17 protein-coding genes, 1 tRNA gene and 3 pseudogenes are annotated in these 25,492 nt (G+C 53.4%); 10 read left to right on the top strand and 11 right to left on the bottom strand.

Going from position 1 to position 25,492, the window contains the following annotated elements; genetic code table 11:
• Positions 1-8 precede the first annotated feature (8 nt).
• Both QRN20_RS26885 and QRN20_RS26880 read left to right on the top strand, forming a co-directional pair.
• Positions 9-845, top strand: a pseudogene (locus QRN20_RS26885) (MCP four helix bundle domain-containing protein); the annotation flags it as partial.
• Positions 819-1,703, top strand: coding sequence for a methyl-accepting chemotaxis protein (locus QRN20_RS26880; RefSeq protein WP_406656082.1), 885 nt, complete (start codon positions 819-821; stop codon positions 1,701-1,703). The pseudogene QRN20_RS26885 and the gene QRN20_RS26880, both read left to right, overlap by 27 nt.
• 44 nt (positions 1,704-1,747) lie before the next feature.
• Here the strand turns inward: QRN20_RS26880 and QRN20_RS12985 are convergent, their stop codons facing one another.
• From QRN20_RS12985 to QRN20_RS26870, 4 genes and pseudogenes are all read right to left on the bottom strand, one after another.
• Positions 1,748-2,182 carry a GNAT family N-acetyltransferase gene (locus tag QRN20_RS12985; RefSeq protein WP_004879867.1) on the bottom strand — a complete coding sequence of 145 codons (435 nt, stop codon included), beginning with the start codon at positions 2,180-2,182 and terminating at the stop codon, positions 1,748-1,750.
• Between the two features lie 94 nt (positions 2,183-2,276).
• The gene (locus tag QRN20_RS12980) at positions 2,277-3,473 is read right to left on the bottom strand and encodes a GGDEF domain-containing protein (protein ID WP_285360501.1); all 1,197 of its coding nucleotides are present in this window, start codon (positions 3,471-3,473) and stop codon (positions 2,277-2,279) included.
• Between the two features lie 174 nt (positions 3,474-3,647).
• A pseudogene (locus tag QRN20_RS26875) lies at positions 3,648-4,163 on the bottom strand (methyl-accepting chemotaxis protein); the annotation flags it as partial.
• A gap of 618 nt (positions 4,164-4,781) precedes the next feature.
• Positions 4,782-5,294 (bottom strand): annotated as a pseudogene (locus QRN20_RS26870) (MCP four helix bundle domain-containing protein); the annotation flags it as partial.
• A 912-nt stretch (positions 5,295-6,206) separates the two neighbouring features.
• Here QRN20_RS26870 and QRN20_RS12970 point away from each other — a divergent pair.
• The 4 genes from QRN20_RS12970 to QRN20_RS12955 all read left to right on the top strand — a co-directional run bounded on the left by QRN20_RS12970 (position 6,207) and on the right by QRN20_RS12955 (position 10,415).
• Positions 6,207-7,208 (top strand): glycosyltransferase family 2 protein, encoded by a 1,002-nt coding sequence (locus QRN20_RS12970; protein ID WP_122509574.1) that lies wholly within the window; start codon positions 6,207-6,209, stop codon positions 7,206-7,208.
• Positions 7,198-7,908 carry a class I SAM-dependent methyltransferase gene (locus QRN20_RS12965; RefSeq protein ID WP_069145121.1) on the top strand — a complete coding sequence of 237 codons (711 nt, stop codon included), beginning with the start codon at positions 7,198-7,200 and terminating at the stop codon, positions 7,906-7,908. Before QRN20_RS12970 ends, QRN20_RS12965 begins: the two co-directional genes overlap by 11 nt.
• On the top strand, positions 7,905-8,246 hold the full coding sequence (locus QRN20_RS12960; protein WP_122490567.1) for a DMT family transporter: 342 nt from the start codon (positions 7,905-7,907) through the stop codon (positions 8,244-8,246). Before QRN20_RS12965 ends, QRN20_RS12960 begins: the two co-directional genes overlap by 4 nt.
• 120 nt (positions 8,247-8,366) lie before the next feature.
• On the top strand, positions 8,367-10,415 hold the full coding sequence (locus QRN20_RS12955) for a DUF6077 domain-containing protein (protein ID WP_163010129.1): 2,049 nt from the start codon (positions 8,367-8,369) through the stop codon (positions 10,413-10,415).
• A 475-nt stretch (positions 10,416-10,890) separates the two neighbouring features.
• On the opposite strand, the gene QRN20_RS12950 is transcribed toward QRN20_RS12955, so the two are convergent.
• Positions 10,891-10,967, bottom strand: a tRNA-Met gene (locus QRN20_RS12950).
• Between the two features lie 118 nt (positions 10,968-11,085).
• Positions 11,086-12,216, bottom strand: a complete 1,131-nt coding sequence (locus QRN20_RS12945; protein WP_058430975.1) for a J domain-containing protein — start codon at positions 12,214-12,216, stop codon at positions 11,086-11,088.
• A gap of 340 nt (positions 12,217-12,556) precedes the next feature.
• Here QRN20_RS12945 and QRN20_RS12940 point away from each other — a divergent pair, with 340 nt between their 5' ends.
• From QRN20_RS12940 to QRN20_RS12925, 4 genes are all read left to right on the top strand, one after another.
• Entirely contained in the window at positions 12,557-14,614 is a 2,058-nt protein-coding gene (locus tag QRN20_RS12940) for a methyl-accepting chemotaxis protein (protein ID WP_058430976.1), read from the top strand.
• 294 nt (positions 14,615-14,908) lie between these two features.
• Positions 14,909-15,808, top strand: a complete 900-nt coding sequence (locus QRN20_RS12935; RefSeq protein ID WP_058431011.1) for a glycosyltransferase family 2 protein — start codon at positions 14,909-14,911, stop codon at positions 15,806-15,808.
• A 272-nt stretch (positions 15,809-16,080) separates the two neighbouring features.
• Complete coding sequence (locus tag QRN20_RS12930) at positions 16,081-17,487, top strand: rhamnan synthesis F family protein (protein ID WP_058430977.1); 1,407 nt, start codon at positions 16,081-16,083, stop codon at positions 17,485-17,487.
• Between the two features lie 499 nt (positions 17,488-17,986).
• Entirely contained in the window at positions 17,987-20,038 is a 2,052-nt protein-coding gene (locus tag QRN20_RS12925; protein WP_058430978.1) for a glycosyltransferase family 2 protein, read from the top strand.
• 108 nt (positions 20,039-20,146) lie between these two features.
• Here QRN20_RS12925 and QRN20_RS12920 read toward each other — a convergent pair whose 3' ends face one another.
• From QRN20_RS12920 to QRN20_RS12900, 5 genes are read right to left on the bottom strand one after another with little or no spacing between them, the layout of a single operon-like run.
• Positions 20,147-20,548 (bottom strand): GtrA family protein, encoded by a 402-nt coding sequence (locus tag QRN20_RS12920; RefSeq protein WP_058430979.1) that lies wholly within the window; start codon positions 20,546-20,548, stop codon positions 20,147-20,149.
• Between the two features lie 7 nt (positions 20,549-20,555).
• Positions 20,556-21,506 carry a WxcM-like domain-containing protein gene (locus tag QRN20_RS12915; protein WP_058430980.1) on the bottom strand — a complete coding sequence of 317 codons (951 nt, stop codon included), beginning with the start codon at positions 21,504-21,506 and terminating at the stop codon, positions 20,556-20,558.
• Positions 21,493-22,443 (bottom strand): glycosyltransferase family 2 protein, encoded by a 951-nt coding sequence (locus QRN20_RS12910; RefSeq protein ID WP_058430981.1) that lies wholly within the window; start codon positions 22,441-22,443, stop codon positions 21,493-21,495. The genes QRN20_RS12915 and QRN20_RS12910 overlap by 14 nt, the downstream gene beginning before the upstream one ends.
• Positions 22,440-23,543, bottom strand: a complete 1,104-nt coding sequence (locus tag QRN20_RS12905; protein ID WP_191626780.1) for a DegT/DnrJ/EryC1/StrS family aminotransferase — start codon at positions 23,541-23,543, stop codon at positions 22,440-22,442. Before QRN20_RS12905 ends, QRN20_RS12910 begins: the two co-directional genes overlap by 4 nt.
• Before the next feature lie 14 nt (positions 23,544-23,557).
• Entirely contained in the window at positions 23,558-25,486 is a 1,929-nt protein-coding gene (locus QRN20_RS12900; RefSeq protein WP_232917815.1) for a glycosyltransferase family 39 protein, read from the bottom strand.
• Between the last annotated feature and the right edge of the window lie 6 nt (positions 25,487-25,492).

Below are 25,492 nucleotides of genomic sequence, written 5' to 3'. Positions count from 1 at the left end.
ATCGACGCATGCACGCGTCTGTAATGGAGCCTCCCCCAGCTTTCTCGACCAAGGATCTTGTCATGAACTGGTTCTACAACGCCAAACTGTCCACCAAGCTGTTCATCTCGTTTGCACTCTGTGCGCTCATCACACTGGTGGTAGGCATCATCGGCAGCCAGGGCATCGGCGACCTGTCGAATAGCCTCAAGCTCACGTTTTCCAATAACCTGGTGTCGGTTGGCAAGACCAGTGAAACCAAGGCCAATGCCATCGCGCAGAACCGTGACCTCTACCGCCTGCTGTCGACAGTGGCCGCCAACGCGCCTCAGAGCGTCAAGGATCAGGTCGTCACGAACTTGCGTGAAAACCGCGCTCAGGCGGAAAAAGCGTACGCCGCCTATCGAACCACGCCACTTGAAGATGATGAGCGCGCCGCCGGTGATTTGATGGACAAGGACTGGCCTGCCTATCAGGCGGCGATTGATCGAGCCGTCAGCGTGGCTCTGGCCGGCGATGTCAATGCCGCAAGAACGCTGGTGGACGGTGAGGTTCGTGACATCTACCTCAAGATCATGAACGAGCTGAACATCATGGTTGACTCCAACGCCCGGCAAACGGGCGAGGGCGCAGTCGCTGCCGGCAAGACCGAGTCTGCTGCCAAGCTCAATCTGTACATCGGCATTGGCGTGGCGTTCCTGGCCGCCTTCCTGCTCGGCCTTTTCATCAGCCGCGTGATCAGCCGACCGATTGCGTCCGCTCTGGTCAATGCCCAGCGTATTGCCGGTGGCGACCTGACCCAGTCGATTGTCAGTCTGCATCGTGATGAAGCCGGACTGATGCTGTCCGCGCTCGGCGACATGCAAAACAGCCTCAAGAACACCATCGGGCAAATTTCCAGTGCTGCCGATCAGCTTGCCTCGGCCGCCGAGGAATTGAACGCAGTCACAGAAGAAAGCAGCCGAGGCCTGACGCGTCAGAATGACGAGATTCAACTGGCGGCTACCGCTGTCACGGAAATGACCGCAGCGGTCGAGGAAGTGGCGCGCAATGCCATCTCCACCTCCGATGCGTCGAAGTTGACCAGCACCGAGGCGGCGACCGGTCGCGATCAGGCACGCGAAGCGGTGAACGCGATCAACACGGTGAGCACCGAGATCAGCAGTTCAACTGCAATGGTCGAAGAGCTGGCTGGGCGTGTGCGCGAAATCGGTCAGGTGCTGGACGTGATTCGCGGCATCGCCGAGCAGACCAACCTGCTGGCCCTCAACGCGGCCATCGAAGCCGCCCGTGCCGGCGAACAGGGTCGTGGTTTTGCCGTGGTGGCTGATGAGGTGCGTGCCCTTGCGGCCCGTACTCAGGCATCCACCGGCGAGATCGAAGCGATGATTGGCAGCGTACAGAGCAGCGCCGATCAGGCCGTTCGTGCGATGGGGAACAGTCGTACGCTGGCCAGCAACACTCAGTCACTGGCCCAGGCCACAGGCCAATCGCTGGAGCGCATCGCTCAGAGCATCGCTGAAATCAACGACCGCAACATGTTGATTGCCACGGCGTCGGAAGAACAATCCCACGTTGCGCGCGAAGTGGACCGCAACCTGATCAACATTCAGGACCTGTCCACCCAGACCGCTGCGGGCGCCAACCAGACCAGCGCATCGAGCCAGGAACTGTCGCGACTGGCGATTTCGTTCAACAACCTGGTGGGCAAGTTCAAGGTCTGATCCTTGAACGCGGGGTCAGCGTTTCACGACGCTGCCCCGGTCTTTCAAACGGCTTGAACGTCCAGGCGCTTCTGAAAGAAGAAGCGCTTGTGGCCGGGCGGGTAGTCTTCTATCTGCCCGAACTCGCTGAAGCCGTGACTGCGATAAAAGTCCGGCGCCTGGAAGTCAAAGGTGTCCAACCACATCCCGACGCAGCCTTTCTCCATGGCCAGCTCTTCGGCCATCTGCATCAGGCGCGAGCCTGTTCCCTGACCTCGGGTCTGTTCGGGAACGACCAGCAGTTCAATGAACAGCCAGCGGTAAAAGAGGCGGGCATGCAAACCGCCGATGATGTCGCCTTTTTCATCTCGCACGAGTAACGCGATCTTTTCCGATTGCCCATCACCGGCCTGCTCGGCGTTGTAGCGCCTCAAAGGCTCGAGGATGGCCAGGCGATCTTCTTCCGTAGGATCGTTTTTGACTTCGATATGCACGCCCATGCGCTGACTCCCGTCCGTTGATCTCAAACCGGCAGAGTAGAGCGGCGGTCAACCGGGGTAAAGCACAGAAGGCACGTACGCCTGCGCTTGAGGGTCAGGCTGAGCGGATACAGTTACGACCGGCATGTTTAGCTGCGTACAGCGCAACGTCGGCGGCATTGATCAGTTGGTCGGCCGTGGCCAGCGGCGCTACGGCCGCGGCGACACCCAGGCTGATGGTGACCAGCGCGCCTTCGCCCTGTGCCGGATGCGGCAACTTGAGCGTCGCCAGTGCAGCTTTCATGATCTCGGCAAGTGCCTTGGCCTGGCTGACGTCGGTGTTGACCATCAGGATCAGAATTTCTTCGCCGCCATACCGAAACGCCACGGCGCCATGTTGCTGGGCATTCTGCTGGATCACCTGACTCATCAACTTCAGGCAGCTGTCGCCCTGAGGGTGACCATAGTTGTCGTTGTAGGATTTGAAGTGATCGATATCCAGCAGGATGAACGCGACGTTTGTGGGCGTCTCTCTGGAGCGTTCCCAGATGGAGCTCACCAGTTCGTCCAGATACCGTCGATTGAACAGGCGTGTCAGCGCATCGGTACGCGCAACTTCCATCAACTGGATATGCAGCAGCCGTCCGCGCAGCGCGAACAGGTAGCTCAGCCGTGCGCCTCGCTCCAGAAAGTACGAAGACATCAGCAGCAGCGCAACGGTGGACACAAATAGCAGGGCATTGGCCTGCCAGGTCAGGAAATCCGCAAAGTCAGCCACATAGGTCGTCACCAGTTGAATGCCCAGCATGCTTAGCGTTGCCACAGTGGCGTAGCGAAACGGCAATTGCTGAATCATGGTGCAATAGACCATCACCAGCAGCATCCCCAACTGGTAATGGAGCTGGTGCGGGCTTTCGCTGTAGGTCATGACCACCATCGGCATCAGCGAGGACAGCACAGTGCCGACCGCTGCGGTTGTTTCCAGCGCACGACGAGACGTCATGCGCTGGATCAACAACAGCAAGGCGATGAACATTGGGGTAATCACGCACAGTCGGCCGATTGCGACGTAGAAAAACATGTCGCGCAACATCAGCCAGTCGCTGAGCAGGTACAGGTTGTAGATCAGTCCGCCGCCGATGCCGACCGCCGTGATGAACCGACGCCGCTGGTGCAGGGTGTCTGCTTCGTAGCGTCGTTCGAGTTCACGGCTGAACCGCAGCGTGCCCACTCCGCAGGCAATGGTTCGCTCAACTTCGGCAAGGGTCTGCGAGTCTTCCTCGGTCGGGCGATCAAGGGCGGGAGTGAGCATGTGGCACCGGGTTCATCACATCGAATCCATTAGGACAGCGCTCGAGATGTCTTAGTGCCACCATTCGTGGCGTGGGGTGCAGATATATAAATAAATGCTCGTACCAGTGAGTCCTTGGGCTGGCGACGTTCTGACGTCAGCCCAGGCTCATGTGTTACGTCACAGCATAAACCATCAGGCTCCGCCCACTTTGAAAATGGCAACCTTTTGTGCAAGTCGATCTGCGAGCTGTTCCAGCTCCCTGCTGGCCGACGCGACCTGCAGGGATCCGCTGGCGGACTTGACGGTCGAGTCGTGAATACGGGTAATGTTGACCGCGACGTCTTCGGCTACGGCGCTTTGCTGGACAGCCGCGCTGGCGATCTGGGCGTTCATGCTATTGATGGCGCCTACTTCCTGACTGATCCTGGTCAGCGCACTCTGGGCATCGCGGGTCTGTGAGACCGTCTGGGTTACTCGCTCACAGCAGTCACGCATGGTGAGTGCGGCGGCTTGGGTTCCGCTCTGCAAGCGCCCGATCATCTCGCGAATTTCCTGAGTCGATTCCTGAGTGCGAGTCGCCAGCGAGCGCACCTCATCGGCCACGACCGCAAAGCCTCGTCCGTGCTCTCCGGCGCGGGCGGCTTCGATGGCTGCGTTCAAGGCCAGCAGGTTGGTCTGCGACGCGATGGAGTTGATCACCTCGATGACCGTCTCGATCTGCTCGCTGTCCTTGGAGACCTGCTCAACCGTTGTCGTGGTCTGCCCCAGCGTCACGGCCAGCTCTTCGATTGCCTGAGTGGTGCCCGCAACCAGACGATTGCCGCTCTCGACCTCATTGTCGGCTTCGCGGGTGGCGTTTGCGGCTCTGGAGGCATAGTTGGATACCTCACTCACCGACGCCGCCATCTGCTTGATCGCCGTCGCAACTTGCTCGGCCTCACGGGTCTGCAGGCTGATGTGATCGTTGTTGCGTGTGGAGGTCGCCGAGAGCTGGCTGGAGGAATGGTTCACCTCCTGCGCCGCCTTGCGTACCTGAGTAATGGTGTCAGCCAGCCGAGCGAGTGCGGTTTTCAAGACGCCCATGACGCTGTCGGGGTAATCAGTGACGATGGTCTGCTGCAGGTCGCCCGCAGCCAGCCGCCGGATCGCCTCGGCGACCTCGACAGGTTCTGCGCCCAGCGTGGATTTCACGAAGCGAATAATGACGGTCGCCATGATGATGCTCAGCAGCAAGGCCGCACCGGTCGCCAGCAGCATCAGACCGGAAAACCGGCTGGCGGTGGTCTGCACCTCATTGAGCTGAGCCTTGATCGTGGCTTCTTCGTAATCGATCAGCGCATTGATGCGCTTCAACCATTCGCTGTAATCACCAGAGGCGCGACTCAGCAACAACGCCTGAGCGCCCGCAATGTCGCCAGTGCGGCGCAAGTCGACCACCGCTTTGCTGGACGCGAGGGTCTTCACTTCGATTTCCTTGATAGCGCGCAGCAGCTCCTTCTCTTCACGCGTCACCCCGGCGTGGCCTATCAACTGGTCCATGGGTTGCGCAGAGTCGGTATAGGCCTGCTCCAGACTTGCCACCTCGGCCAGATGAAACGCAAGATCCCGGTCGTTATTCACCAGCACCGCATCGCGTACGGCAATCGCTCGGTTATGGACACTGCCACGGAAATTGATGGCGTAACGCTGAACCTTTGCCGCGTTGTCACTGACATCCTGCAGCGTGGAATCGATGACGCCCACACGCTGCATGCCGACGGCTGTGATCAGGACGAGCAGCGACACGATAGCGGCAAAGCCGAGACCGATACGGGTAGCGAGGCGGACGGGTGTTTTCATGATCAGGGCTCGGATTTTCGGGAGATTCAAGTGGTGATGGCGATGGGGCATCACTTGAGAGTTGCGACCATACGTGAGGGGAGGGGGTAGGACTAATTAATAATATGTAACCTGGCCTATAGAGAACGTGAATAAAACCTCGAGAAAGGTGCCCGGTCGTTTCTGGGGAAGGATGTTTGTGCGGTTGGATCTCGAGCACAGGCGGCTTACAGAAGCTCAGTGCCTCGTTTTGCATGCTGCCCTGATTCGGTCCGCGGACAGATTTAGTGATACTTTTTCGTCCAGCGCTTCCCTGCGTGCAGAGTCGCTTCACTCGGATCTTCTTGCCCCTACGCGTGCACAATGTGCAATCACACGACAAGCCGGACGACCGCCTTACCCCCAGACTCGTGCGTGCTGAGCGGCTTCATCGAGCGTTGGATTCACCTCGATCATGAATACGGCCTGTGGTGTGGACGCGTCGCCCAGCGCCGGAAAAGACTCCCTGTTTCATTTTCAAAAAATAGCAAGCGTTCTGATAAAGCGGCCAGTGTCAGACATGCTGATACGGGGCGTACCCGTGTATAGTGCCATTGGCGGCAGCCTGACTCGCCTATAGCGGTCCTTTGCCGATCCAGACTGGTCGATAAGAGAATTATCGAGCATTACAATTTTCATCTGTACACCACCGATGAAAGGGCGGGGAGGCTTGATTATCGTTACGTTATTGAATGACGTTTCAAGTATGCGGGGCTCTCAGTATCAGCACTGTTCTGCTGAAACGATCCACTGCAGAAAATATCCCGTTGCGGCTTCAGCGAGTACGTTATTGGCCGTTGTTAAGTTTTTATTTTTGCCTAAGCAGCTGCTGTTTATCAGGGTGTAATTTGATTCGGAATATATCCTTTATAATAATCTTTCGTGGTAAGTCTGATGTACTCAACCCTAAAAGTCGCAGTTGTAATACCCAGTTATAAGGTCAAGGGCCACATTTTAAATGTCATCGAGGCCATAGGCGAGGAAGTCGAAAATATCTATGTGGTTGACGATTGCTGCCCCGATGGCACAGGCGACTTTGTAGAAGGGAACTGTGGTGATCAGCGTGTTAAGGTAATTCGTCATGCCGAAAACCAAGGCGTTGGTGGTGCGGTGATGACGGGATACCAAGCTGCCATAGAGGACAATGTGGACATCATTATCAAGGTGGATGGTGACGGCCAAATGGATCCGAGGTTGATTCCAGGTCTGATTTCTCCAATTATTGACGGCAGAGCTGACTATACCAAAGGAAACAGATTCTTTGATCTTGAAGAAATTCGAGCCATGCCGAACGTGCGGTTGTTCGGTAATGCTGTTCTATCATTCGTGACAAAGCTGTCATCCGGGTATTGGAACTTATTCGATCCGACGAATGGATTCACTGCCATTCACGCCAATGTGGCAAGAAGTCTGCCATTCAAGAAAATCAGCCACCGTTACTTTTTTGAAACCGACATGCTGTTTCGTTTGAATACACTGCGTGCTGTAGTGGTGGACATACCGATGAGCGCAAAGTATGGTGACGAAGTCAGCAATTTGAAAATTTCCAAAATCATTGGAGAGTTTACGGTCAAGCACACCCGAAATTTTCTGAAGCGGATTTTTTATAATTACTACTTGAGAGACATGTCCCTTGCTTCGATTGAACTTCCGCTCGGCTTGGGTTTTTTGCTTTTTGGTCTGATATTTGGGACTTATCAATGGCTTCATTCTGCTAGCACAGGCCTGCCCTCATCCGCAGGGACTGTGATGCTTTCGGCACTGCCCGTGATTATAGGATTGCAACTTACATTGGCCTTTTTGGGATACGACATTAACTCCGTTCCCAATAATCCGCTTCAAAAACTCAAGACAGTTCCAGCGAAAATAAAGAAGGAGTTCCAACGTGGAGCATGAAGACAAAGCCTGGACTGATTACAGAGAAAAGTTCTCTGAGCTTTACGATGATTCGAATTACGCAAGTCCACTTCAATCGTTCGTTATGCGTGCAAGCCACAAGCTTGTCGAAAAAGAATATGGTCAAGGTACGCATTTTAAAAAGGTTCTGGAAATTGGTGCCGGTACCGGGGAGCACGTGAAGTTTGTTCGCCATGAGTACGATGAATACACGTTGTCTGATATGGATGAAAAGACACTTGAAGTCGCGAAAGGCAAGCTTCTGACGATGCAGCGCGGCAACCTGAAGTTCGAGCGCCAGGAAGGCAGTGAGTTGAACTATGCAGACGATACGTTTGACAGACTGATTGCGACCCACGTGCTGGAACATATTTACCAGCCACACCTGGCGTTAAAAGAATGGTCAAGAGTCATTAAAGACGGCGGCGTGTTGTCAATTTTGATTCCCACAGATCCCGGACTTGCCTGGCGACTGGGCAGGCACCTGGGGCCACGAAAAAATGCGATTGCCCAAGGGATTGCATACGATTATGTAATGGCAAGAGAGCACGTGAATGCCTGCAATAATCTAATCGCTATCCTCAGGCACTATTTTCCTGATGCGAAGGAGGCTTGGTGGCCGTTTCCTGTGCCGTCCATTGACCTGAATCTTTTTTTCTCATTTCACGCCATCGTTCGTAAGAAAGGACGCTCGGAATGACAGCTTATGTCGTCGCTTTTCTGTGTGTGATGGGGCTGGCTGTCGGGCAGCTGTTATTCAAACTTAGTTCAACCGCTCTCGCGGCGACGGGAACATTATTTTCATGGAAGTCGGCTATCCCACTGATCTCCGCCATGGGTATTTACGGTGTCACCTCCATAGCATGGGTTTGGGTTTTACAACGGACCGAGCTCGGGCGAGTCTACCCAATGATGGCGTTGGCTTTTATTTTTGTTCCGTTAGGCAGCTATTTTATGTTTGGTGAACGCTTTCATCCCCAATATTTTATTGGCTTGGGACTGATTGTGTTGGGAATCGTGCTGACCATCAAGGGCTGAGCTGGTTACCCGCCCAATGCCCATGATCACGCATATTTCGACGTTCGGTGATGCCTCCCCGTGCGATGACATGCGTAAGGACTTTAACAATGAATAATGCTTTTTGTTGGACTGACTCTTATGATTAACGGTGACGCTAAAATTGATAGTTCCAGCGAAACGAATGGCGCAGAGCCCCAGCGTCGGGTTTCGACGCTTTTCGAAGAGCCGGGTGAGCGGACGTTGCGTTGGATTCTTGCGACGTTTCTAATTGCATTCACAGGCTGGACCGTCTCTGTACAGGCCTGTGTGCTACTCGGCTGGAACATGAAAAACCTTCTGGTTCTGGCTCCTTTGGTTATGGCGTGCTTCGTTGTCGCGTACTGTTTTTTGCGAGAAAAAGATAAAACGCACATTGCCGAAGGTATGGTAGGCTTTAACACATACCAAGTCACCAGCAAGTTTTCGTCACCCTTAACGCTGGCGGCACTTATCGCATTGCCTGCGGCACTGTATTGCTCATGGACCGTGTTCTGGGCTCTTTCTACGCTTATGCTGACAGCCAGTCTTTTTTCAAGCGGATCAGCGCCGGCATCAAAAGCGTTATACGCGATTGAGATCAGTAAACGATATTCTGCACTCACCATTTTAATAGTCGCCGTATTCGCAGTTTCGCTTTCGTTGGCGGTTTCCAGAAGTGATCTGGACGATTCTTTCTACGTAGCAGTAGCAGCATTTTCGTCGTCCAATCCAGAACACGCGCTGCTTGCAGGCGATCCCATGCTTGGCGAGGCCGGCTTGCCTTTGCTGTTTCCAAGCTATCGGTTTGCTTCTTTCGAATTGCTTTCGGGCGCTCTGGCGTACGTGTTCTCGGCCCCGTCGATGGATTTTTATTATATTTACCTTTTGCCTGTGTGGGTGATTGCAAGTATCGCTGCGAATTTTTTGTTGGCCAAGGCACTGATGCCCAGAAGTTGGATTTTGGTGGGTGTAATAACAGTAGGTCTATTGTTGCTGTTAGGAGAAATGCACCGAAGTACAGCAAATTTTTCATTTGTACGGATTTTTCAGGGGAAAGCCGTTTTCCTTTCTTTCATAGTCCCAGCGATCTTTTACCTGACCGCTAGGTACTTCTCAGACAAGGGTACTAATAAAGACCTGTTTTTGCTGGCGTGCTGTCAGCTGACCGCCATTGGTTTGTCAAACTTTGGTATGCTCGCAGCGCCGATGGCGGGGTTTGGTGCTTTGGCCTCTAATCTGCCCTTGGCTTTAGGTGAAAGGAAAAAGCTTTGTTATGGTATAGCTACTTTAGTTATCCCCCTGCCTTACTTGATAAATGTGGTTCTGCAAGCCAAAGGATCACCCGTCCTCGATTTTGGTGTGGAGACGTCTGAAAACGTCTGGACAACGGTCTTTGGGCCGCACCAACAATATTTGGTGGGTATTCTTTTGTTGGCTGGGCCTGTTTTGGCCAAGGACACTGTTACCAAGTGGCGGTTGGCGGTTCCGCCTTTGATCCTTTTCGGACTTTATCTCAATCCATGGCTGGCTGATTTCATATCGAGGTACCTCACAACTCCGCCAGTGTATTGGCGTGTAGTTTGGTCTTTTCCGCTAATGACGTTTGCCGCTGTATCTCTGTGCATGATCGTGGTCGAGCTCGTTGAGCAAAAGCGGTATCGATGGCTCAGTGCTTCATTGTCAGCAATCGTTGTTGGCCTGGTTATTTACTCGCTTCCCTATCATACGCTGCGTCCTGATAACATAGGAAAGATTGAGAGTTTTGCAAGTTGGAAGATTCTAGCCCCAGACCTTTCAGTCGCAGAGAAGGCGATGGACTTAAAGGTTGATGGTGGTGCAGTCCTTGCGCAGGATGAGATAGCTGGAGTCATTTCAAGGTTCGAGCATCACCCGCGGCTTTTAATGACCAGAGCGCTTTATTTATATCTTCTAAGGCCCGCGATAGGAGAGGAGGAATACGCGAAAAGGCTTGCGTTGTATAATTTCATTACGGGAAAAATTGAGGGTAATGGTGAGCAGGTTCGTCCAATCTTTCGGTCCGCAAATGTAGCGCTCGTTATTCTTAACATTGCTAATGAAACGCCTTTGGCTATCGATATTTTGAGCACAGAAGGATACACAAGGCTTGATGCGGTTAACGGCTATTCCTTTTGGATTATCAAAAGATAAGTTGGTTGGCGTGGTGGGTCGGTAACTCATTGCCGTTCCCTCGTCGGCCAGTGAGGTTTGCTATCAGTTTGTTCTTGATGGTGATGCTGAGGGGGAGACTGCTGAGTCTGTTACCAGAACGATTTGGCGCAGCGCAAAGATCTCCGTCAGGGTGCTGCCTGACGGCAAGGCCGGAAGGCTTTCTACCACGCCCAGTTGCCTAGCTCTGGACTGTCTAAAGGCCTTGGGCTGCGTTACAGCCCGTTTGCTTTTAATTCATGCGCTTGGCATGCGTCGGCATCAAATGATCCTGAGAGGCGCGCATCCGGATGTTGGAAGTGCCAGGGGTATTCGGTCAGCCTTTCCTGGATTGACCGCAGTCGGCAGTCCTCAAACGTCTATGATCCTTTTCCGACGAAGCACGGCCTGAAGCTGAGCATAAGGATAAACGCCCAGAAACAAGAAAGCCCGCACGAGGCGGGCTTCTTGTTGAACTTGGTGGCTACACAGGGACTTGAACCCCGGACCCCAGCATTATGAATGCTATGCTCTAACCAACTGAGCTATGTAGCCAAGTGGCGCGCATTATTCGCGCAGAACGGATATGTGTCAAGCGTCTGTGTGAAAAATAATTGCGTACGATCAACCGGTTAGGTGGCGGCTTTCTACTGGAGCCCTTTTTTCGGGGGGCTCAGCGGTACAGATCCCGGAATGGATCGGGCTCGTTCAAGTCCATGAATTCGTCAAAGTCGTCGTAGTCCGCCGCCAGGTCCCGTTGGAGCTTCAGCCAGGCCTTCAGGCTTTTCGGCTCGGTGAGTAGGGTCAGCTCATCACGCAGATGCCCGACGTGATCACGGACGACGTCAACACGCTTTGTGCACTTGGCAATCACGGTCTTGGGTCGGATGTCCGTATCGGGTTCCATCAGGAACCGTTCTCTGATCATCATCTTGCGGTCGTGAATCTCATCCTCGAGTTCGGTCAACTGGTCGCGCAGTATCAGGTTGAAGTGCTTGAGGCGCTTCTCGGAGATGTTGTCGATGTGTTCCTGATCGATCTGCTCGATTTCCATCTGCATCTGAAGCAGCGCGAGCAGATCGTTACGGGCGTAGGCGTCGTTGACTCGTTGCATGAGTGCAGTCTTGCGGTCTCGCTCGGTGGCATCCTGTTCGCGATCCGGATGCAGCGCGCTGGCCAGCTTGCGATAGATTTCGCGCACCGACTGGCTGCTCTCCGCCTGTTCCTGTTCGCGACGAATGTCGCTGGCGGACGGCTTTTTGGGTTCTCGATTGACCTGCGCGGCTTCGTCCTCGGCTTTGAAGTGTTCACCGAAAAGGTGGATGACGTCTTCCGGCGAATTCAGATCGACATCGTCCCCCAGATCTATACCCAATTTTTCTTCCAGCGACGCCCGCAACATCTCGGCGGCCTCGCGTTCATCATCGTCGTAATCGTTACCGGTGTACTTGAAGTACAGCTGTTTCAATTCCTCCTCACGCCCTTGAGCCATGAGTCCTGTGATGAGTTCGAAGATGATCTCTTGCAGTGTGGCGCGGTCTTTCTTGCTCAAACGGAACTGATCATGCGCCTGGTCAAGCAGGCGCAGTCGATCCAGGTCGTTTTCTTCCTGCTGGATGAACAGCGGAAGCAACTCGGCGTTCCAGATCTGCTCGGAAGTGGTCCAGACTTCAAGCCACTGCTGAAGCAACGTACGCTTGGTTTCGAGCTTCTCCATCAGCGCATTGAATTTCTTCTGCTCTTTGCTCAGCTGGGGCCTGGACGGCTGCGCGACGACGCGTGGCGAAGAGAAAGGAGCGGTCATGGTGAGGCCTCCCTGGATAGGCGATTGGGTGGGCCGAGCCTTCGGCTGTTGGGAAGAAGCTTACTTTTTCAGACGGGTTTTCAGAATGAATAATTTGTGGATATAGGCACCCTCGGACGCCGCAGACCCGGTCCGCTTCTTGCTTGAAAGACGGTGAAACGCCAATTACGCGGCTTTTCGCCACAAAAAAGAATAGGCATCCGCGCTTTTCGTACCAATGTGAAGCGATGTGTATCGCCATTGAATCAATAGCATGGCATTTTGCTGCTATCGTTTTTTCGAAAAAGACACCGCTCTGCTTTTTTTGAAAGCGTGAGGTGTTCACGGGGAGTCGCTGGACATGAACAGTATTCTGTCGCCGGGTATGCGCCTGATGGGGCATTTCGGGTTTGCTCGCAAGTTTCAGCTCTTGTTTTTGCTGTTCATGTTGCCGCTGGTAGGCAGTGGGTGGGTGATCGCGACCGATTACCGGAACAAACTGGCGGTGATTTCGGGCGAGCAGTCAGGCGTTCGGCAGTTGCTGGCCCTCGATGACCTGAACGTCGAGCTGGCAGCCCAGCGTGACCACGCTGCGCGCTGGAAAGCGGCGGATATCCTCAAGGAACCGACCCCGGAAGCCAAGGCTGCCATGGCTAACGTCGATGCCGGCAACCCGCGCATTGCCAAGGCGCTCGAAAATCTCGGCGCGGCCCTGAACGCCGAAAGCGCGCCTGCCGACACGATGAACCGCTATAAGACGCTTCAGGTCTCCGTGGCAGGCATGGACACCGCTTCCCTGCGAACCGTCGGCTGGTGGCCGGATGGCTATGACCGCTTTACCACTGCTCTGAGCAACGTACAGGCGCTGCGCGAGCAGATCGCCATGGACAGCGGGTTGATTCTCGATCCGTGGCTCGAGACCTACATGCTGATGCAGCTTTCCACGCAGCAGGTGCCCGACCTCATCGAGCGCATCGGGCGCATGTCCAGCATAGGCCAGACCTCGGTCGCCTCGGGCCAGTTCAGCCTGCAGAGCCGTTTGCAGATGCGCGACTTGCGCAGCCGCATCGACGACGCGAAGGACCAGATGCACAAGGCGGGCGCCTTGCTGATGTCCAAGCTGCCCGCGCAGATGCAGCCTTGGGCTGATCAGTATTCGCAGGTCACGCAGGTATTGAACACCGAGCTGAAAGTACTGGATGAAGGCGTGTTTGGCGGGACCATCAAACTCAAGCCGCAGGAGTTCGAGCGCAGCATCGATACGCTGACGAAAAGCGTGGGTGACTTCCGTAATCATTCGCTCAAGGCGCTCTATGATCGACTCGACTACTACCACGACGTGTCCAACATGGAGTTCATCCCGCTGGCGGTGGTGTTCGGCGTTCTGATGTTGCTGGCGATGTACCTGTTCGCCTGCCTGCAGGCTTCGATTCGAAGCAGTGCCAGCGGTATCACCACCTTGGCCGAGTCGCTGCGGGACGGCAATCTCTGCGTGGAGGTCCCGGTTCAGGGACGCGACGAGCTTGCAGCCATCAGCCGCGCGCTGAACGTCGCAGTCGTTCAGTTGCGCACCAGCCTGCTGGGCGTCAATCAGGAAACCGTGCGCGTCGGTGATGCGGTGCTGACGCTCAATGCCCAGTCCAGCGGAACGCTCACCGAGGTTGAAGACCAGCAACAGCAGATCAGTCAGATCGCGGCCGCTGCAACCGAACTGGCAGCCACTTCCCAAGGCGTGGCCAGAAGCTGCGAACAGGCCTCTGCCAGCGCGCGACACACGCGCCAGATAGCCGAACAAAGCAGCCAAGACAGCCAGCGTACAACCGACAGCATTCAACAGCTCAACCAACGCCTGACCGACACCGCCGCCGCGCTTGGTCGTGTCAGTGAGCAGGGCCAGCAGATTCAGTCCGTGGTGGACGCCATCCGCGGCATCGCCGAACAAACCAACCTGCTGGCGCTCAACGCCGCCATCGAGGCAGCACGAGCGGGCGAGCAGGGCCGTGGCTTCGCTGTGGTGGCCGATGAAGTGCGCAGCCTGTCGCAACGCACCCAGGCCTCTACGGCGCAGATTGCCGGAACGGTGGACAGCCTGCGCGCGACCGTGACCCAAGCGGTCAACCTGATGGAGGCCGCGTGCGGCCAGGCGGTCAATGACGCGCGTTCGGTCACAGGCCTCGGCGAGCGACTGGGCGAGATCGCTACGGCAGTGCAGGGCGTGACTGACACGCTGGTGCAGATATCCACAGCGGTCGAGGAGCAGGCGTCAACGGCAGACGAAGTCAGCAGTAATATCCAGCAGGTCGACCAGGCTGCGGGCCGCTTGCTTGAAGGTGCTCGAGCGGTGAACAGGGCGGCGGATACGCTGAGCCAGGGGAGCCAGGCATTGAGTGGGAATACGGCGCGGTTTCGGTTGGGATGAGGCTGCCTGCATCGTTTTAGACACACAGACCGGCACGTGGGATTCTAGGCCGGTCTTTTTGTATCCATGGTCATTGGATCGGATCTGAATGATGAAACTTCGATCAGTGGTGCCTTTGGCGTTAAGGTAATGGCTGACTAGCGTTCATCCAAAGCGTAATATTCTCTGCTTTTGCAAGTGAAGATTTTCTTGAGCAGCCAGTTTAACGAGAAAGGCATGATCAGAGAGGCGAGCCCGGTGGAGGGACAGGACCTCACCAAGGCTACTGCGCGCCAGCCACATGTTGCGATCCTGATGTGCACCTACAATGGTGAGGCCTATCTCAAGGGGCAACTGGACTCCTTCCACGATCAGACTTTCTCGGACTGGACGCTTTACGTCTCAGACGATGCATCGACAGACGAAACCCGGAACATTCTGCTTGATTACCAGCATCGTTGGGGCTCCGATCGCTTGATCATTTTCGACGGCCCGTGCAACGGGTTCGCTGAGAACTTCATTTCACTGGTTCGCCGTCCGGAACTCAAAGGTGACTACTTTGCCTTTAGCGATCAGGACGACATCTGGTTCGACGACAAGCTGACACGCAGTGTCGGTCGCCTCGAATCGCTCAGCGGAAAGAAACCGGCACTCTATTGCTCCACCACCCGACTGGTCGACGCTGACCTGAATGTAATAGGCGTGTCGAAGCTCTTCACCAGGCCCCCGTCCTTTCAAAATGCACTGGTCCAGAGTATCGCGGGTGCCAACACGATGTTGATCAACCGTGCTGCCCGTCAGTTACTCCTGCAACTGCCTGACAGAGCCCCCTTGATCGCCCATGACTGGCTGGCCTACCTTTTGGTCACAGGGTGTGGCGGCAAGGTGATCTATGAGGCTGAGCCGACCCTGGATTATCGTCAGCACAGTGGCAATCTGATCGGGGCCAACGCAAGTTCCAGAGACAGGCTGATCAGGCTGCGCAAGATGTTGTCCGGACGTTTTGTCAAATGGAACGATGCCAACATGATCGTTCTGAAAAAGATGGAGCAAATGCTGACTGAGGAAAATCGGCATGTCCTTGCCCATTTTGACCACGGTCGACAGCAGCGCTTTTTCAAACGCATGCAGATGCTCCGCAAAGCTGGAATCTACAGGCAGACTCCGCAAGGCAATCTGAGCCTGTTGCTGGCTGCTTGCCTGGGCAAGATCTGAGCGGTGCCACTGTCGGCGTCACGTATCGAGGGCGACGTTACGCTGGTTCTCAGTAGTGTTTCGACGGTATCGTGCAGGTCGCGCTTGTTGTAGCTGACCAAGTGCAGCAAAATAATCCTTGGCTAAAGTCGTTGAATACCCTTGGCAGACATCGGGTAACGCAACGTAACTGAACAGTCGAAGCGGATGTTATACGATAGGGGTCGCTAACAGGCTTCAATACTAGGCCTTCGGCAAAGCTCTGGAATTTTAAATAATATTTGAGAACCATTATGAAGTCCCTTCCCGCAGATTTTTCTGCCTCTGACTACCTTCGCTTGAACCCTGACGTTGCCTCTGCGGGATTGGACGCAACCCATCACTATCTCGAATTCGGTCAGGCTGAGGGACGGATGTATACGGACAGCCGTACAGAAAAAGAGTATCTGATCAGCACAGGAATATTTGATCCTGAGTTCTATCTAAAACAATACCCTGACGTGACAGAAGCAGGCATTGATCCTTACGAACACTTTTTAAATAGCGGGTGCGCTGAAGGTCGATGGGCAAGCGTGTTTTTTCGAAGTGATTGGTACATGGAGCGTTACCCAAGCGCCAAGAGGCATGCGAAAAACAGCCTGTTTCATTATGTCGAAATCGGCAGCAAGCTCGGTTATGAGCCTAATCCTTTCTTTGAATCTGCCTATTACCTTCAAAAGTATAGAAAGCAGCTTGACGGTAAGGAGCCGTTGGCACATTTCATCAAGTATGGCGCCGAAGGTTTTAATCCATCGCCAAGGTTTGACGCACGTGCTTATGTTGAGGAAACGGGATGCGTAGGTAACCCGCTGAAACACTACCTTGAGTTTGGGATGCAGGCCGGTGTGCCGTTGCGCAGGGCAGAACCGTTGAAATGGGGTGAGCAAGTAGAGTCCGCGTTTTTGAGGGTGGTAAAGTGCTCTGATCCAGTCAAACGAGTGGCATTGCTTATCACCCACAGTAGAGACGGAACTATAAAGCCGCACGTGCACTATTATGCAAGCCAGCTGGTGTCCGGTGGCTCCTCCGTATTTCTGATCGTTGCGTCTGATTTCGGATGCGTTGCGGTGCCCGAAGGGTTGCATGATATCTGCTCCAATATCGTGGTGCGCCAAAATATTGGATATGATTTTGCTGCGTGGGCTCATGTGATGAAAGCTTTTTCCTGGATTTCTGATTGCACCGAAATCATTCTGACCAACGACAGTATTGTAGGGCCGGTTGGCATATCAGGTTTGGAATTCATGGATATCGTGCGATCCGAGCCCGCGGACATAATAGGGCTCATCGAGAATCATGAGCATGCGGATCATCTTCAAAGCTTCTTCTTGGTGTTGGGCGAACAGGCTATAAGGGCCAAGGGCTTTAAAGATTTTTGGCTGGGTGTTGTCAATCACGCTGATAAAAGTAAGGTGATAAGAGACTATGAAATCACGTTTACTCAATGTATGCGAGCGCTCGATTTAAAAATGGCTTGCGTTTATAGTAAGGCGGGACTCAATAACGCCACGATATTCAAGTGGGAGCAGTTACTTGAGGAGGGCTTTCCGTTTCTTAAGTTTGAAGTCATTAGAAATGCAAGTGCAGAGGCTTTGGAGCTTATTAGGTCTCGGCTGCTTAGAATGTCGTTTGATACTTCGTTGATACCAGAGCTTGATTGATGTTTGGAACTCGTGGCATTGGTCGTGACAATGGGGCGCCTGTGATGTGGGTGACAGGCTGAATTCGATACCATTAGTCACATAAGTAAAAAACGTTCGAACTCCCTGTGATATCTAATAATAACACTGGCGCTCGTTTGATTTTGTAACAGGTTGGGTGGGTTGTAATGATGTCACGGCCTCGGTTCAAGCGTTTTTAACAGATCCTGCTCTGGTCTGTTAAATTACGAATCTTGGTGAAGATCACGATGACGTGACGCACTCGTTCAGTCTGATGTGTCTGCGTAGCGGCAGTTTATGGGGGGTTCTAAGCAAATAAAGCTTCGTTTTTTTGACACGATTGTGGCAGTGCAGTGATGCAAAAATGCCTTCAGAAAACTTAACGCATAAAGACAAGTCGTGTACTATACAAAATGTTGATTGGAGCGCGGTCGTCGTTTTGCCACAGGCGCGAGGAAGAGCGGTCGAAGGAATGTTAAAATTATGAGGTTATTGAGTCATGCTTAAGCGTCTCCGCGAAGAAAACTCCCTTCAAAAAAAGCAATCTGCTGGAGCCCTTGAAATGCTTCAGAAGGAGATCGCGTTAAGAGAAGCCGCCTCAAGAAATGCTTTGATTGAGCGAGATACACACATTCATAATCTGAACCTCACGATTATGGCTCTGCAAGGCTCGACCAGCTGGAAAGTCACGTCACCACTCAGAAAGCTGGTTTCTGCCATTCGACGTATCGTACATGGACGTTCAGTTGCGCAAAACGCGTTGGAGCAAGACACTTCGCCGGAACTGATAGGCTCCGACACCGCTGCTTTGGTGCACGTGACACCAACTGAAGATGGACCGCTGTCGTATGCGCGGTGGGTTGAACAGTTCGATACGATTAATGATATCGACCGCCTGGGGATGTATGAAGAAATAGGCAATTGGAAGCTTAAGCCCCTGCTTTCTATCATCATGCCCGTCTACAACCCTCCAATTGAAATGCTCAGAGAAGCGATAGAAAGCGTAAAGGCCCAGGTTTATTTTAATTGGGAACTGTGCATTGCAGATGACGCTTCGACCGATGAGAAGGTTCGCTTGTTCCTTGATCAGTGTGTGCAAGCGGACCATCGGATTAAAGTCATCTATCGTGAAGAAAACGGTCATATCTCAAAAGCGAGCAATTCGGCGCTTGATATTGCTGATGGCGAATTTATCGTTTTGATGGATAACGATGACGCATTGCCTGAACATGCGTTGTTTTGGGTCGCTAAGACGATCAATAAGTACCCCGATGCGGCCATTATTTATTCAGACGAAGATAAGATAGACGAGCAAGGTGTTAGGTCGGCTCCCTATTTCAAAACTGACTGGAACCCCTATCTTTTCCGCTCGCACAATATGATCAGCCATCTGGGTGTCTATCGAAAGGCGTTGGTTGAGAGGGTTGGAAAGTTCAGATTGGGCATGGAAGGCTCACAAGACTACGATCTTGCACTTCGCTGCTCAGAGCAAGTTGATTCCGCCCAGATTATTCATATCCCCCGTGTTCTTTATCACTGGCGCATGCATGCTGGAAGCACGGCGATGTCGGGTGATGAAAAGCCGTATGCGCAAAATGCAGGCCAAAAAGCACTTGATGAGCACCTGAAAAGATCCGGTATAGCGGGTCATGCAGAGCTGCTCGATTTCGGTATGTACCGCGTCCACTACGATCTGCCTGAGCGTAAGCCGCTTGTCAGCCTGATCATACCGACGCGTAATGCCTATGCTCTGGTAAGGCAGTGTATTGAAAGCATTCGTCATAAAACGCTGTATCCCAATTACGAAATAATTTTAGTCGATAACGGTTCTGACGATCCTCAATCGCTGCATTATTTTGAATTACTGTCCCAGCTTAAAGGGATCACTGTCATTCGTGATGACGGTGAGTTCAATTACTCAGCGATCAATAACAATGCTGTCGAACAGGCAAACGGTGAACTCGTCGGCCTGATCAACAATGACATTGAAGTCATCAGTCCTGAGTGGCTGGATGAAATGGTTTCCCTTGCACTGCAGCCGAATGCAGGCGCGATTGGTGCCAGGTTGTGGTACCCCGATAATCGGCTGCAGCATGGTGGCGTGATAATGGGGCCTCTGACATTGGCCGGACACGCCCATAAAATGCTGCCTAGGGGGCATCATGGATACTTTGGGCGAGCGTCTTTGATCCAGGGAATGTCGGCCGTAACCGCGGCGTGTCTTATCGTTAAGAAATCTGTCTTCCAAGAGGTGGGTGGGCTAAATGAAAACGATCTCAAAATTGCGTTTAACGATGTGGATTTTTGCTTGAAGATTATGGACGCTGGTTATCAGAATGTCTGGACACCCAATGCAGATCTTTACCACCACGAGTCAGCCACTCGAGGAATCGAAGACACGCCGGAAAAGGTCAAGCGTTTTATGAGTGAGGTGGTATACATGCAAACCAAGTGGAAAGATGTCATTGCAAATGACCCGTTCTACAACCCAAACCTTACGTTTGCAGCAGAAGACTTCTCAGTGGCGTTCCCTCCGAGAGTCAATGATTGAAGTGGCGATATAGAGTAACTGCAGGAAGATTTTATAGCTGTTATGCGATGCTGCTGGTTTAAACCAGCAGCATTTTTTTGCTTTTTAGATTGGATGCTTTAAGCGCGATTATGTACTCACGCGTTTTGCGGAAAAAGCCAGTTTCGAAAGAACAAAGGTCACAGGCAGCGTAAGCGCAATGGCAACCAGAGGTGCAAGCCTTGCATCCAGCTCAAGCTTTTCGACCCAGCACCACAGTATCATCAGGCTCAAACAGTATTGAACGAGATAAATCAGAGGAAGCAGGATAACTGAGCGCAGGCCTTGATGGCTCTTGAATACGAAGAATCTGTTCAAGGTATACGCCAGCAGGATGCCGGTCACATAGGAGATGGTGTAGCTGACGTTGTAAGAAAGAAACATCAGCAACACGAGATACAGTCCGTAGGTCAAGGCGGTGTTGAAACCGCCTGACATCAGGAATCGGGCAAAGTCTTGCTTCAAGAATTTAGAGACAGCCTGATTCATCATCGAGTCGTTATTCGGCGTTTGCGATCAGTGATTTGAACTCGTCATAGTTACGAACGTAGTCGGCGGAATCGTAATAATGAGAGGCGAATACAAGCAACACGGCGTCCTGAGAATAACGGTACTGAATGCCCCACGTCATGGGCGGCAGGTGAATACCTTTGTTTGGCTTGTCCAGAACAAACTCTTCTCGATTGACGCCGTCGTCAGCAACGACATGAACCGAACCTTTGACCGCGATCAGAAACTGGTGGCACTGGAGATGCGCGTGCTCGCCTCGAGTCTCGGCTGTCGGCACGTCATAAACCAGAAAGTAACGCTCGGATTTGAATGGAATCGAGCGTTCAAACTCGCCCGCAGACAGGCTGCCACGGATGTCCGACACTTCATTCATGGTGTGCAGGGTGACGTTTTTCACGGTTGTGGCGATTACGCCAGGCGAAGCCTTTTCAGCGCGCGCTTCGCTGTTTGCTGCAACCGGCTTGGCATCCACATAACCGATGATCTTGGCCGGGTTACCCACTACGATTGCATTAGGCGGCACCGATCGTGTTACTACGGCGCCAGCCCCTACCATTGCATTCATTCCGATGGTGATGCCTGGCAGGATGGTGCAGTTGGCTCCCAGAGAAGCGCCTTTACGGATAATGGTGCGAGCAAAAGTCTGCGGATAGACCTTGCTGCGTGGGAAGAGATCATTGGTGAAAGTAGCGTTCGGGCCGATGAAGACATCATCTTCAATGGTAATACCGTCCCACACCTGTACGCCGCATTTCAGCGTGACGCGGTCACCAATAATGACATCGTTCTCGACGAACACGTTGTCGCAGACATTGCATTCACTTCCCAGCCGGGCACCCGGCAGGATATGAGCAAAAGCCCAGACACGTGAGTCCTTGCCTATGTTTTCCGACTCACACAAGGCGTGACTGTGAACAAAGAAATCCTTACCGCTGCTCATTTTTTTCTCCAAATCCCTCTACCCGCATGGGGATGGCCAAGGGTCTGTTCTTTGTATTTTCATAAGTGCGCCACGCATAAGAACCAACGATCCCCAAACCCATGAGGTTCAGGCATCCCAGGAAGGTGATAGCCAGCATGATCATCGCGTAGCCTGGAACTTCGATCCTGCCTTCAAGTTTTGCAATGAGCGTGAAGACGCCAAAAATAGCGGCCAGGGCTGAGCCAGTTGCACCGACTCGAGTCAGTATCCTGATGGGCATGTCCGTAAATGAGAACACGCTGTCCATCAGGTAATTGATCTTCTTGCGCAAGGTCCAGGCTGACGTGCCGTGGACACGTTCCTGCCGAGTGTAAGTCACTACTTCACGGCGATAGCCCATCCAGAAAATCTGCGCGATCAAGGAGCTGTGACGCTCCTCAAGGGTCAGCAAGGTATCCCTGAACGCCTTGTTGCAAGCGAACATGTCCACGCCGCCCGGTGGAATCTCCGGGATGACGTAGCGTCGGTAGAAGCCCCAGAACAGCTTTGAGGCCGTTCGTGTTGCCCAAGGGTCCTGACGGCCTTCACGCACGCCGACCACGACATCGATATCGCCGCGGGTCAGAACCCTGTTCATTTCCAGAACCAGCTCCGGAGGCTCCTGAAGGTCAGCTGCCATGACGGCGTAACGCTCACCGGTACCATGCTGCAGGCCGGTACGAATCGCCATGAAAGAACCGAAGTTTCTCGACAGCAGAATCAGCTTTGAGGTGAAGGACTGCGAGGGCAATTGCTCTCGCAGAATCTCGTAACAGCGGTCAGGGCTGCCGTCCACCACAAACACCACTTCGAGTGCATGTTCAAGCTGCACATCCAAAGCCGTCACAGCAGCGAGCAGGTCTGGAAGATTGCTCTCGTTGCGATAAACGGGAATGACCAACGTCAGCAAAATCATTGCTCCTTGGAAAAATAAGCCTTCACAGCTTCGATGACACGCTCGACTTCTTCATCGGCCAGACCAGGGAAGCATGGTAGCGAGATGACGGTATCGCACGTACGCTCGGTTACGTCCAGAGCGACCGAGGTCGCCGCGTTGTAAGCCGGTTGTCTGTGGTCGGCAATCGGGTAGTGAATGTCGGTGCTGACCTGCTTTTCCTTCAGGGCTGCTGCGAACGAAGCTCGATCTTCGACGCGCACCACATAAAGGTGTCCAACGTAATCATCTGCCACCGAACACGGCAACTGCATATCCAAGCCTGCAAACGCTTCGCTGTAGCGCTTGGCAATCGAACGACGTTGTTCGTTCCAAGTGTCCAGATGCGGCAATTTGATACGCAGGATTGCAGCCTGCATTTCGTCAAGGCGACTGTTACGGCCACCAGGGATGGCAACGCGGTATTTCTGATCCCAGCCGTATTGGCGGAGCTGACGGATGCGGGCGGCGAGTTGGTCGTCGCTGGTTACCACGGCACCGCCATCACCTAGTGCACCCAGATTCTTGGTCGGATAGAAGCTGAAGCATGCGATGGTGCCAAAGCTGCCTGCCTGTTTGCCGTTACGACGAGCGCCGTGGGATTGCGCGCAGTCCTCGAGCACAGGAATGCCTGCAGCCGAAGCGATCTGAACGATTTCTTCAATGTTCGCAAGCTGGCCGTACAGGTGCGTAACGATGATGACCGATGGCTTGGACGCGTTAATTACAGCGGACAGCGACTGGGTGCAAAGGGTAAGGGTCTTCGGATCGACATCCGCATAGACAGGCTCTGCGCCCACTGCATGAATAGCGGTGCTACCGTAGAAACCGGCGTTTGCGACCGCAACGACCTGATCACCCTTCGAAACACCCAGCCCCCTGAGTGCCAGTTCGAGCGCATCGGAGCCGTTGGCTACACTGATGCAGTTCGAGACGCCAACGTAAGCAGCGAACTCTTCCTCGAACAGTTTTACTTCGTTACCCAATACGTACCAGTGGCTGTCCAGAACGGATTTCAGCGGGGTGACGAAATCGAGTCCGGCGTTGGCTTTGATGGCGGAGAAAAGAGGGATATTTTCCATGAGGGCTTCCATAATCAGTGAGACGAACGGCTAATAGGCTCGCAAGCATCAGCCATTGCAAAAATTTTGAAATTAGAGGTCAACGTGTAGAGTTTCAGATCACATTTTTCAGGCGACGAGGAGGCCACAATTGAGCCTTCATAGCCACTTTTGAGGGCTTTCTTGTTTGCAAGGGCAGCTGCGACATCCGGGCGTTTACGATCAACTTTGACAGCCCCTACTACTTTTCCGGCCTCGACGGCAACGACATACTGAGGCAAGCCGTCAGTTTGCTCAATGAAGGTCCAGCCACCGATAAGCCAGCCGTCCTTGGTCGGACGTAGGATATCGATGTTTCCAGTTGCAATAGGCGTGTTCAATGGGGCTTTCAGCAAAAACTCTCCCTGATTAATAAACAAGAGCTTTGCCAGTTGCTGTGCATTGAGCGTTACGCCCCCTAGAGCGCCAAACGCTGGGCTGTCTTGTAAGGCTTCGACCACCGGGCGCCCGAGAGTCGAGCGTTGTATGTTTGTCGGGTGCAGTGTATTCAGGCTCCAGGCAAGCATGTTCGTCCACACCATCCAGATCGTAACGATGAAGAGAAATTTCAGGTGGAATCGATTTGACTTTGCTACGCGGGCCACCGAAGCCGAGTTCTGGACATTTGCATAGCGCGTCGTGGCGATGGCTATCAAAAGGGCCAGAAACGGAACGGTCACAAACAGATAACGCCCTTGCGGCTGCGGTAGAGAGTTTTGCGAACCCAGTATGCTGAAGAAGACGATAGAGGGAAACAGACCCAATATCATAACCAGCGGCAGAAGGTGGTTGAGCAGAAACTGTTTTTTATCATCCGGCGTGTAGAGGCGAATGGTTTGAACTACCGCACCGATCACGAAGATGATGAACAGTAATGCAGCGCCCATGTAATAAGGCGGCGGCAGATAGGTGTCCATCCAGCCGGTGACCGAGAAATAGCTTTTCGTCGCCAGACTCAACCAGGGCCACAGCGTGTCCGTGTTGAAAAAGTGGTCTGCGCATCCGATGTAGCACGTTCCAAAACCCAGCCCAAGGTTGGACTTGTGCATGGCTACAAATTTCAGCTGTCCAGAGATGCCGGTGACTTCTCCAAATTTTAAGTACGTCACCAGAAGCATCGGCGCGGCAACGATCAGTGCGACGACGGCTACCGTGGCCAAATAATCGGTGGGTTTTCTATTGCCTAAGTGCTGATAGGCAAAAAACATGATGGCAACGAAAACCAACGCGGGTAAGAAGTAAAGCTTTGCCAGCAGCAAGAGCCCTAACGCCGCACCCAGATAAATGGCGGTCAGTTTGCTTGGGGCCTTCGAAAAGCCCAAGAGCGCACTCAAGGCCAATGCAATACTCGTCAGTCCGTACGCATCGCTATTGAAATAAGAGAAGACGAAGGAGACTTGGGGGATCAGCGCTATCAGCAGCGCAACGAAAGCTGCCGATTTCTTTTGCATGCCTGAGCGGTGCGCAATACGAAAAAGAGCACAGATGAATACTGCGCCCAGCAGCCAGTTGAACGACCGGACAGCCAGGTAACCCAAGTCGTCTGGTAGGAGCCAGCCAAAACTGTAGGAAGTAACCAGCGCACCCAGCACATGAGGGAAGGGCAATCCATGATACCAAAAAGCGCCTGGGTGCCACGGCCACCCGGATATGGGACCGACAAACAGCTGGCTCGGCTCGGTCGCCCCCGGCAAGGTGTGGAACGTTTTCATGTATTCTAAAAGAAAGAAGTGCGTGGCTTCGTCCGGCGCACCATGAAACGTAATGCCTACAGACCAAAATGCCACAATCAGGAAGTAGAAAATAGCCAACAATAACTGGTAACGGATCACGACATGATCGTCTGGTTTTTCAACGTGTGTATTATTAAACACGGACTTCTCCCAAACCCAGGCGTGCATCAGGTGCTGGGTTCTTTTGTGCATGAAACT

The organism is Pseudomonas sp. fls2-241-TYG-175 (assembly GCF_030209155.1).
In the GTDB taxonomy this organism is placed as follows: Bacteria; Pseudomonadota; Gammaproteobacteria; order Pseudomonadales; family Pseudomonadaceae; genus Aquipseudomonas; species Aquipseudomonas viridiflava.
This window is presented reverse-complemented; position numbering and strand designations above follow the sequence as displayed.